The organism is Pseudomonas sp. FH1 (assembly GCF_000510895.2).
Taxonomy (GTDB): Bacteria; Pseudomonadota; Gammaproteobacteria; order Pseudomonadales; family Pseudomonadaceae; genus Aquipseudomonas; species Aquipseudomonas azotoformans_A.
In genome coordinates this window covers 1-10,557 of sequence record NZ_AOHM01000051.1, presented here as the reverse complement: position 1 = coordinate 10,557, position 10,557 = coordinate 1, and the positions used below count along the sequence as shown (strand labels likewise).

The following is a 10,557-nucleotide window of genomic DNA, read 5'->3' as shown; positions in this document are numbered from 1 at the left end:
CGCTTCTTGGCGTCCGCTGCGAGGGAACAAGTCCATGGTTACTTTTGGGGCGTTTGCCAAAAGTGACCCGCCGTAAGGGCGGAACCATAAGCCGCCATTACCGCAAAAATGGATATGTACACCCCCCCGCCACTTCCTAAGCCACCCGCCCCACCGCATACCGATTCACCGGCACCGGCAACCCCAAATGCCCCCGCAACGTGCTGTGACTGTACTCACTGCGAAACAACCCCCGCTCCCGCAACAACGGCAATACCTGATCGGTAAACCGCGCAAAATCCTCCGGCGCGCCCACGTGGATATTGAACCCATCCACCGCACCCTCCACAAACCAACGCTCGATCTCATCCGCCACGGTCTTGGGCGAGCCGACGAAACTGGAAAACGGCTTGGCAAAGCGCAACGCCGCCTGGCGCAACGTCAGCCCCTGTTCACGAGCAACCTGCTTAATGTTCTCCGCATGACCGCGATACCCGTTACTCCCCAAGTCGCCCAACTCCGGAAACGGCTCATCCAGTGGGTACTGGCTAAAGTCGTGGTAATTGAACGGCCGCCCCAACTGCACCAGCGCCTTGCCAAGATCCAGCTCGCCATTGCGTTCACGATCAATGGCCTGGGCCTGTTCATCGGTATCCGCAATGATCGGTGAAATACCCGGCAGGATGGTGACGTGGTCAGGGTTACGCCCAGCGGCGGCGGTGCGTTTCTTGATGTCGCTGTAGTAAGCCTGGGCGTCCTCGAAATTGCCCACGCCCGCAAAAATTCCCTCGGCATAATTCGCCGCCAGGCTGCGCCCGGATTCGGAGATACCCGCCTGGAAAATCACCGGTTGGCCCTGGGCCGAACGGGCAATATTGAGCGGCCCGGTGACCGAGAAAAACTCGCCGTGGTGATCGAGGCGGTGTTGGCGCTGCGGGTCGAGGAACACTTTGGCTTGCTTGTCGCGCACAAAGGCGTCGTCTTCATAGGAATCCCACAGCCCCTGCACCACGTCCAGGTGTTCGGCCGCGCGGCGATAGCGCTCGGTGTGGTCGATGTGTTGCTCGCGGCCAAAGTTTCCCGCCGCGCCTTCCAAGCCGGTGGTGACCACGTTCCAACCGGCGCGACCGCCGCTGATGTGGTCCAGGGACGCGAACTGCCGCGCCACGTTGAAGGGTTCGGTATAGGAGGTCGTGAGCGTCGCCACCAGGCCGATTTTCGAGGTCGCCCCGGCGATGGCCGAGAGCAGCGTCAAGGGCTCCAGGCGGTTGAGGAAGTGCGGCGCGGAATCCGGCGTGATGTAGGGGCTGTCGACGATGAACACCAGGTCGAACTTGGCCGCTTCGGCCTGCTGTGCCTGGGCGCGATACCAGTCGATATCCACACTGGCATCGCCGGGGATTTGCGGGTGCAGCCATTCGTTTTGTGCGGTGCCGACGCCGGTGAGAATGGCGCCGAATTTGAGTTGTCGAGGTGAGGTGGGCATCAAGGTATTCCTCCGTGGATGGCCGCAGTGGCCGGTGGAGAATGACCTTAATGCCCGTAGGCAGGGCTTGTGAAAGGCTTTGTAGATCTATGCTAATTATTAAAATTAATGATCTCTAGCAAATATCGTTATCCGAGTACTGCATAACGATCTGTCAGGCTCAGCGACGTGCGCTGACCGCCGAAGCGTCGTTGGACACGATCACTTCCACACGGCGATTCAACTGGCGTGACTGTGCGCTCTGGTTATCAGCAACCGGGAACTGCTTGCCGTAGCCGATGACGGCTATCCGCTCGATCCCCACGCCGAGTCGTTGCAAACCACGCGCGACCGCTTGGGCACGTCGCTCGGACAGGCTCTGGTTGTAGGCATCGCCTCCCACGCTGTCAGTGAAACCCTCTACCCGCACCTGACGCTCCGGGTTCTGCACCAGGAAGTTCGCCAGCCCCTGGAAGTCCCGCTGGCTGCCGGCTTTCAAATCGGCCTTGCCGGTGTCGAACAGCACGTCGCCAAAGGTGATGACCTGGCCACGTTCGGTCGGCTGGGCTTTCATCGCCTGCAAGGCCTTGAGCTGCGCGGTGCGCACGTCGAGCTGCACCTGGGTACGGTCGACCGCGATGTTGTCGAGCTGGGCATCGGTCTTGCGGCCGACGATAGTCTGCTCGGCCAGGGCGATTTTTTGCGTGGCAAGGTAGGCGAGCTGGTCGAGCTGTGGGTCGGTACGGTCGTGCAACGACACCTGGTTGGCGCGGTCCAGCGCGTTGGAAGCGATACGGGTTTCAACCGCCGCCAGGGTGTTGGATTCCGGCTTCTGCTGCAGGCTGGAAAATTGGCTGCGCGCTTGCAGCAATTGCGGGTTTTCGGGCGGCGTGGAGCAACCGGCAAACGCCAGGCTCAGGGCCGAAAGCACAGGGATGAAAAAAATGGCACGCATGGCTGGATCCTCAGTGGGTAGTCGCGGGGGCGTTGAGCATTTCCTGCTTGAGCACCTGGATGCCCTCTCGCGCCTGCTTCAAGACCTGTTGTTTACGCACGGCATTGGCCTTGGCTTCGGCCAGGCTGGCGTCGGCTTCGATCTGGTCGGCCAGGGCGTCCACCTCGACGTACTTCATTTCACCGATGGCCTGGTCCATGCGCGCCAGCTTGTCCTGGGCGGTTTTCATTTCCAGCGGTGCGAACTGGGTGGCTTGCGCCGCCAAGGCGCGCCCCACCGCATCACGGGCCAGGGAGATCTTTACCGCCGGCGGCTGCGGCGTGGCACAGCCTGCCAGTACCCCGGCGACAATCACGGCCCAGGCCGAGCGGCGCAGGCGTTGGCTCACACTGGTCATCTTCATGTGTTGACTCCTAAGCATGTTCTTACGGCTGCCGGGCGATGGGAGCGGCCCTGCCGTATCGCTTGTGTTCAAGCGATCGCGCCATCCTAGGAGGAAAAATACAGGCTGGAAGAATGAAAAATCCCACCTAGTTGTGGGATTTTTCTCAGAGCAAGGGTAAGTCTTACGACGTACGCGCAGCGACCGCCTCAACTTCAATCAACGCACCGGGCAAGGGCAGCGCCACCACTTGCAACGCCGTACGCGCCGGTTTGTTCGGCTGCTCAGGGGTGCCAAAGAACTGCGTATAGCCCGCCTGCAAGCCAGCGAAATCCAGCTTGCCGCCCGTCTCTTCGGCCCCTACCAGGAACACCCGCAACTGCACGATATCGCCCAGGTCCAGGTCTTGCTGGCGCAGGATCTTGCGCAGCTTGTTGAATACCGACACCGTCTGCACTTCGGTCGTGCCATAGGCGGCTGGCGTGCCCACCGGGGCGTTTTCGTCGTGCAGGTCGGGCAAGGTGCCACTGACAAAAATCAGGCTGGCAGAAGCCGGTACGGTGACGGTCTGCGAGATCGGAAAATCGCCGACGCTGGTGCGTTGAATGCTGTCGCTCATGATGAATCTCCTTATGACGCGGCAAGTGCCGCGCTGTGCTGTTGGTGGGTAACCCGTTCAGCCAGTTGCCCGACCACATGGCGCGCCGAGTTGGCCGCCGATTCCTGCCAGATGCCTACGCCGCTTTGCACCAGTCCATCGCCGGCGAAATACACACGGCCGTGGCCGGCTTCGAGCAAGGCGCTGGCGTCGGCCGGGAAGTGTTCGCGTTGCAGCCACGGGCCTTCGCTGTAGGGGATCTGTTCCCAGGACACTGCCAGCGGGTTGCGCAAGTGTTTGGAATAACCGGGGTGCAGCAGTTCCACGGCCTCTTTCGAGGTGGCGTACTGCTGGTCGAAGGGTTGCGCACCAAATACGTCGGCGCCCTCGCCGGTCACGTAGCCCGCTACCAGCAAGCCTTCGCGGGTATTGAGGTCATTACTCGGGTACCACAGCAGGCGTGCCGGGTGTTCGATCCACGACAGGCCGCCGTAGGTGCGGTAGTCGGTTTCCCAGAATCGCGGTGACTGCCACGCCACTTTGGTCGCCTGGTCGCTGCGGGTGCTGAGCAAGGCGGCCTTGATCGGGTCGCTGAAGTCGGTGTCGAGCTTGGCCAGCAGCGGCAGCGGCAAGGTCGAGATCAGGTAATCGGCGCGCACCACCTGTTCGCGACCGCTGAGCTTGTCGTGATACGTCACCGCTACGCCGTCTTCCAACTGACGGATCTGCCGCACCAGGGCGCCCAATTGCACATACCCCTGGACGCGCTGGTAGAAGGCATCCGTGATGCGGTCCATACCACCGACCGGTTGGAACATGGTGGCGGAGAACTCCGGGAATTCCGTGTGCAGTAACGCGCCCCACAGTTCCGGGTGCAGCAGTTGATCGAGTGATAACGGGCGACGGCTGGCGGGCAAGGCGCCGGGATGGACAGGCGACTCCAGGTGCCCCGAACGGATCGTGCCCTCGAAGGCCAGCGCCTGTGACAGGTCGCCATATACCTGCAGAAACGCCAACAGCCGCGTGCGCTCCTCAGCGCTCAACACATCATCGAGGGCATCGCGCTGCACCGCCTTGGCCAGCAACCCGGACACCTGCCCCCGTGCATCATTGATCGCCTGGCCCACCGTGAATGCCGGTTTGCTCACATCCGGCCGCACCTGGGCGCCATGGCTGCTGTTGACCAGCACCTCAAGCGGCACGCCCAACTCGCTGCAATAATCGAGAATGGTGCGGTGCTGGCTGGGAATCCGCGCCGGCCCGGCATTGAAGTAATGCCCTGTGTCGAAGGTGGCGGTTTGCGTGCGGCCGTCCTTGTAATCCACACGATCGCCATTGCGAATGGTCCAAGTGCGGCCACCCACACGGTCACGCGCCTCCAGCACTTGCACCTCGAACCCGGCGCGGGTCAGTTCCAGTGCCGTCACCAGCCCCGCGATCCCGGCGCCCAACACCAGCACGCGGGTGCCCTGCCCCAGGCCCGCCTTGAGTTTCAGCGGTTGCGGGCGGCGGTGTGACGACGGGCCCAACCCCAATGCCGCCAATGCCTCCTTGACGGCCTGTTCGCCGCCTACCGCAGCAATGCTCGACAGCGCTTCACGTCGTGTCAGTCCCATGTTCGATGCTCCTTAATCCGGCAGGCCCGGTGGGTTGATCAGCGACGTGTCGACGCGCTCGATATCCAGGCCCCAGCGTTGCAGCACCTGTTCGTATTGACCGCCGGCAATCGCGCCTTCCAGGGCGGTGTGGATCGGCTTGACCAGGCCGTTGTCCTTGCGCGTGGTCACCGCGATATCCGCTTTCAAAGGCCAGCCACCATTGACCGTGCCGACAAGCTTGATACCGCCGGTGATTGCCGCCGAATAGGCGTACACCGAGTTGGGCCCGAACAGCGCATCGCTGCGCCCGGATTGCACCGCCAGTTGCGCGGCGGCCTGGTCGTCGAAGTACTGCAACAGCGCCGGCTTGTGGCCGGCTTTTTCATTCGCGTCGTTCCAGGCCAGCAGGACCTTTTCCTGGTTGGTGCCGGAGCCGACGATGATCTTCAGCCCGGCAATGTCCTCGGCCTGCTTGATCGCGCTGATCTTGCTGGTGCTCTTCACATAGAACCCGAGCACGTCCTGGCGATAAGTCGCGAAGTCGAAACGCTTCTTGCGCGCCTCGGTCACCGTGACGTTGCTGATCACCGCGTCGTACTTGCCCGAGCTGACGCCCAGGGGCCAGTCTTCCCAGCTGGTCTGCACCACGTTGAGTTGCAGGCCCAGGCTGTCAGCAACCAACTGCGCCGTATCGGCCTCGCTGCCGATGGTGGTCTTGTCGTCATTGGCCAGCAGCGCCAGCGGCGGCCCGGCCACACCGGACACGGCCACGGTGAACTTGCCCGGTTGGGCAAACTTGAAGCCCGGTGGGATCTGCGCGATGGCCGCTTCGTTACGCGGTACATGAATGCGCGGGCGGTCGGGGCTGAGGTCGACCTGTTGCACGGCGAATGCGCTTTGCGCAGTGCTGACGGCCAGCGTCAACAGGGCGATACGAGCGGTAGAGATAAGCATGGGCAGTCACTCCTTGAACTAAAGCACCTTGCCGAGAAAGGCCACAGTGCGGGGATGTCGGGGTTGGCGGAAAATCTGTTCAGGCGGGCCTTCTTCAATCAACTGGCCGTCGCAGAGGAACACCACGTGGTCGGCCACTTCACGGGCAAAGCCGATTTCGTGGGTGACGATCACCAGGGTCACGCCCAACTGGGTCAGACCCTTGATCACGTCGAGCACTTCGCCCACCAGCTCCGGGTCGAGGGCCGACGTGGGTTCATCGAACAGCAGCACTTTGGGGTCCAGCGCCAGGGCGCGGGCGATGGCGACACGCTGTTGCTGGCCTCCGGAGAGCTGGCGCGGGTAGGCATCCACCTTGTCCGCCAGGCCGACCTTGGCCAGCAGCTCGGCCGCCTTGGTCTGGGCTTCTGCCTTACTCCAGCGTTTGTGGGCCAGGGGCGCCTCAGCGACGTTCTCCCAGGCGGTGAGGTGCGGGAACAGGTTGAAGTTCTGGAACACAAAACCCACGTCGATACGGCGCTTGAGAATCTCGCGTTCTTTCAGCTCGTAGAGCAGGTCCCCCTTGCGCCGATAGCCAACGTATTCACCGTCAATGGTGATATGCCCGCTGTCGATCTTCTCCAGATGGTTGATGGTGCGCAGCAAGGTGGACTTGCCCGAGCCGGACGGCCCGAGGATCACCGTGACCTTGCCGGGGTCGATGGTCAGGTCGATGTCTTTTAACACCTGTTGGTTGCCAAAGCGCTTGCCCACGCCCTGGATCTGGATGCGCCCGGCGCGAGCTTCACTCATGGGTTTTCTCCTTGACCCAGCGGCGTATGCGTTGCAACGGCGTGGGCGGCAGCACCCGTGCCGTGCCACGGGCAAAATGGCGCTCGACGTAGTACTGCGCGCTGGTCAGCACGGTGGTGATGATCAAGTACCAGACCGTCGCCACGATCAGCAGCGGGATCACCGCCTGGGTGCGGTTGTAGATGACCTGCACGGTGTAGAACAGCTCCGGCAAGGCCAGCACGTAGACAATCGAGGTGCCCTTGACCAGGCCGATGATTTCATTGAAGCCCGACGGCAGGATCGAACGCAGCGCCTGGGGCAGGATGATCCGAAAAATCCGTCGCGAGGCCGGTAAACCCAACGCTGCAGCGGCTTCATGCTGGCCGGCATCGACACCGATCAGCCCGCCGCGAATGATCTCCGCCGCGTACGCCGCCTGCATCAGGCTCAAGCCCAATACGGCCACGGTGAATTGGCTGAGCACGTCTACGGTGGACCACTCAGCGAACACCACTGAGGTGAACGGCACGCCGAGCACGATGTGGTCATACAGGTAGGCAAAGTTGTACAGGATGATCAGCACCAGCAGCGCCGGCATCGAGCGGAAGAACCAGATATAGCCCCAGGCCAACGCCGCCAACAGCGGTGAGCCCGACAGCCGCGCCAACGCCAACGCCGTGCCGAGAATGATGCTGAACACCGTGCTCAACAGCGTCAGCAACAGCGTCTGCCCCAGCCCGCGCAGCACCGACGGCGAGAAAAACCACTGGCCGAACACACCCCACTCCCAGCGCGGGTTGGTGGCCAGGGAATGCACGATGGCCAGCAGCACCAGCGCTGCGAAGATCGACCCGGCCCAGCGCCAGGGATGCCGCGCGGGCACCACTTGCAGGGCCTTGATCGGCGTGGAGACACGGGCCTGGCGCACCGGGCTGGGCGAGTCAATCAGGTCATAGGATTTGGCGACGATGGGCATGGTGAATTCCTCGGCCTCAGAAGGCATAGGTCAAGCGGGTGTAGTAGTACCCGCCGGTAAAACCGTAGGGCGAATAGACGCCATAGCTGCTGACCATGGTGCTGCTCGGCACCCCTTGTTTCTTGGGGTAAATGTCGAACAGGTTCTTGGCGCCGACAGCGATGTTCAGGTCTTTGGTGAGGCTGTAGCCAAGGTCGAGGTCGGTGATCCACTTGGCGGCGTAGATACGGTCCAGGTCGCGATTGGCCGACGAGTTGACCTCTTTGTAGGAGCCGTAGCGGGTCAGGGCCAGGTTCACGTTGAAGCGGTCGATGCTCCAGTCGCCACCGAGGATCAGCTTGGTGCTGGGCTGCACGCCGGTGATCAGGTTGCGCGCCTCGCGGTTCATCAACTCGTAGGAGGTGCCCAGGATGTTGGTGGACTCCTTGTAGTTGAGGATTCGCGTCTGGTTCCAGTTGAACGCGGCGGTCCACTTCACCGCACCATACTGGCCGAGGTCCTGGCTGTAGTTACTGACCAGGTCCAGGCCTTTGGTGCGAGTGTCGGCGCCGTTGATAAAGTATTGGCCGCCGGAGGTGGAGTTGATGCCATTGCCTTGCAGCACCTGGGTGATCTCGGAGCCGAGCAAGGTACCGGTGAGGGTGATGCGATCGCGCAGGTTGATCACGTAGGCATCGGCGGTGAAGCTCAAGCGATCAGTCGGCGTGAGGGTGAAACCGAGGCTGAAGTTGGTCGAGCGCTCCGGCTTCAACTCCTGGGCACCGAGCGCCTGGGCGGCACCGGACCCCACGGGCAACACGCCATAGTTGATCGACTGATACACGCCGTCGACCACGCCATAGGTGGTCGAGCGCGCACTGAACAGGCTGTTGGCCAAAGACGGCGCGCGGAAGCCGTTGCTCACCGTGGCGCGCACGGCGAATTGCGGGTTGAAGTCATAGCGGGTGGTCAACTTGCCGCTGCGGGTGGCGCCGACGCCCTGGTTGTAGTGCTCATAGCGAAACGCCGTGCCGACGTACCAGTCCGGCACTGGGTTGAAGCCCACATCGACATAACTGGCCAGGCTGTTGCGCGAGGCGCTGCTTTCTTCATCCGGCGAAATGCCGTTGGTGACCTGCGCGCCCGACGACGCGCAATTGCCCGGCGCCACGCAGTAGCCGCCATTGGCATAGGACTCATAGCCGCCGGCCTGCACCTCGTAGGTGTCGCGCCGATGTTCAAAACCGTAGCTCACATCCAGCGGCTTTTGCAGGCCAATATCGAAGCCGCGCTTGAAGTCGAGGTTGGTGGTCAGCTCGGTGGAAATCCAGGTGCCGGAGGTGAAGTGATTCGGCGTGGCCTCGCCCAGCGATGGGTTCTGGTTGTGGGTGGTGCCCTGCTCCGCGTCGTTGCGCCCATAGGTGGTGGACAGGTCCCAGCCCCACTCGCCTACCGTGCCTTTACCGCCGAATGCGGCCTGGAAATCGTCTTCATCAATGAACCAGGTCGGCGTGTAGCCACCGGGGTAACCGTTCGGCCCGGTGGTGATGGTGTTAGTGATGGTCGGCAGACGGAAGTTCTGGCCCTGCTCGGCCTTGCGGCGTGAATAGGTGGTGAAGGAGTACAGGCTGAAGCTGTCGTCGATCGGCAACTCGGCGTTGTAGCCCAGGGTCAGCAGGTTGGTCTTGGGCGTGCCGTAGCCGCCATACGTCGAGCGTCCGGCTTGCTCGTAGGCTTGCGCGTAGGTGTAGCCGTTGGCGCTGGCCTTGTTGTCGTCATTCTGGCTGCGGGCGTCCAGGGCCAGTTGGACAATGCCGCCGTTGCCGATCTCGAACCCCTTGTTGAGGCTTTGTTGCACGGTCTGTTTCTTGCCGTCATACCCCTGGCCGACGTTGGTCACCGAAGTGCCGCTGGTGTCGGCCTTGAGGATCACGTTGATCACCCCGGCGATAGCATCGGAGCCATATTGCGCGGCGGCGCCGTCGCGCAGGACTTCCACGTGGTCGATGGCGCTGATGGGGATCAGGTCCAGGTCGGCCGGGGCCGCACCGGTATTGATGCCATTGATATTCAGGGTGGCCGCGGTGTGACGGCGCTTGCCATTGACCAGCACCAGCACTTCGGCGGCGCTCAGGCCCCGCAGGTTCGGGGCGCGGGCGATACCGCTGGCGTCCCAGCCGGTTTTTTCCGGCAGGGTCAGCGATGGAATCACGGCGCTCAGGGCTTCCATGAGGCCGGGTTTGCCGGTGTTCTGTAATTGCTTGGCGCTGACCACATCGATCGGCACCGGGCTGCTGGTGACGGTGCGTTGCTCGGCGCCGCGGTTGCCGGTGACCACGACGGTGGACAGGGTGCTGTCGTCCTGGGCTTGGGCGGTGTTGGCCAGGAGGGCCAGGGCCAGTGCGGCGGTGGGTTGTAGGGCTCGCTTCATAGGTATTCCTGCGTTTCCAAATCGCGGAGTCGGGCAGTCACGCGGGCGGGCGCGGTGCTCGGTTTTTTTTGGGGTGTCGGGCGATTTGGGAAGCTAGGTGTGGGGCGAGGTTTGAATTGGCAACATGCGTTGAACTCCCTTCCAACGATTCTGCTGCGGGGGTGTCAGCGCAGAATCCGAATCTAGATTGGTACCATCCGAGGTCAGGGGTAGGCTGTTGAGTTCAAACATAGCGGAATGGATTTTAAAAATATAATGCTATTTGGGTATAATCTAATATTCTCAGATTTCATTATTTCTTTTTAGAATTATTCTTATTGGTAATGTTTTTTTGCAGCTAGGTACGTGTACATATCCGTTGCTGTGGTAACGGCTACTTATGGTTCCGCTCTTACAGCGGGTCACTTTTGGAAGAGCGCCAAAAGTAACCATGGACTTGTTCCCTCGCAGCGGACGCCAAGAAGCG

Annotated in this window: 9 protein-coding genes; all 9 read right to left on the bottom strand. The window is 62.0% G+C overall.

Annotation, left to right across the window (positions count from 1 at the left end; genetic code table 11):
* Positions 1 to 136: 136 nt before the first annotated feature.
* The 9 genes from H096_RS16670 to H096_RS16630 all read right to left on the bottom strand — a co-directional run bounded on the left by H096_RS16670 (position 137) and on the right by H096_RS16630 (position 10,091).
* Positions 137 to 1,465, bottom strand: a complete 1,329-nt coding sequence (locus tag H096_RS16670; RefSeq protein WP_033900067.1) for an LLM class flavin-dependent oxidoreductase — start codon at positions 1,463 to 1,465, stop codon at positions 137 to 139.
* A gap of 160 nt (positions 1,466 to 1,625) precedes the next feature.
* Positions 1,626 to 2,399: an OmpA family protein gene (locus tag H096_RS16665; RefSeq protein WP_033900065.1), complete on the bottom strand. Its 774-nt coding sequence runs from the start codon at positions 2,397 to 2,399 to the stop codon at positions 1,626 to 1,628.
* A 10-nt stretch (positions 2,400 to 2,409) separates the two neighbouring features.
* Positions 2,410 to 2,802: a DUF4398 domain-containing protein gene (locus H096_RS16660; RefSeq protein ID WP_033900064.1), complete on the bottom strand. Its 393-nt coding sequence runs from the start codon at positions 2,800 to 2,802 to the stop codon at positions 2,410 to 2,412.
* 163 nt (positions 2,803 to 2,965) lie between these two features.
* Positions 2,966 to 3,400, bottom strand: coding sequence for a RidA family protein (locus H096_RS16655; protein WP_033900062.1), 435 nt, complete (start codon positions 3,398 to 3,400; stop codon positions 2,966 to 2,968).
* A gap of 11 nt (positions 3,401 to 3,411) precedes the next feature.
* Complete coding sequence (locus tag H096_RS16650) at positions 3,412 to 4,995, bottom strand: FAD-dependent oxidoreductase (protein ID WP_033900060.1); 1,584 nt, start codon at positions 4,993 to 4,995, stop codon at positions 3,412 to 3,414.
* Between the two features lie 12 nt (positions 4,996 to 5,007).
* Positions 5,008 to 5,931, bottom strand: a complete 924-nt coding sequence (locus H096_RS16645; RefSeq protein WP_033900058.1) for an ABC transporter substrate-binding protein — start codon at positions 5,929 to 5,931, stop codon at positions 5,008 to 5,010.
* 18 nt (positions 5,932 to 5,949) lie between these two features.
* On the bottom strand, positions 5,950 to 6,723 hold the full coding sequence (locus H096_RS16640; RefSeq protein ID WP_033900057.1) for an amino acid ABC transporter ATP-binding protein: 774 nt from the start codon (positions 6,721 to 6,723) through the stop codon (positions 5,950 to 5,952).
* Complete coding sequence (locus H096_RS16635) at positions 6,716 to 7,681, bottom strand: amino acid ABC transporter permease (RefSeq protein ID WP_033900055.1); 966 nt, start codon at positions 7,679 to 7,681, stop codon at positions 6,716 to 6,718. The genes H096_RS16640 and H096_RS16635 overlap by 8 nt, the downstream gene beginning before the upstream one ends.
* Before the next feature lie 16 nt (positions 7,682 to 7,697).
* A complete protein-coding gene (locus tag H096_RS16630; RefSeq protein WP_033900053.1) occupies positions 7,698 to 10,091 on the bottom strand; it encodes a TonB-dependent receptor in 2,394 nt (797 codons plus the stop codon).
* Positions 10,092 to 10,557 lie beyond the last annotated feature (466 nt).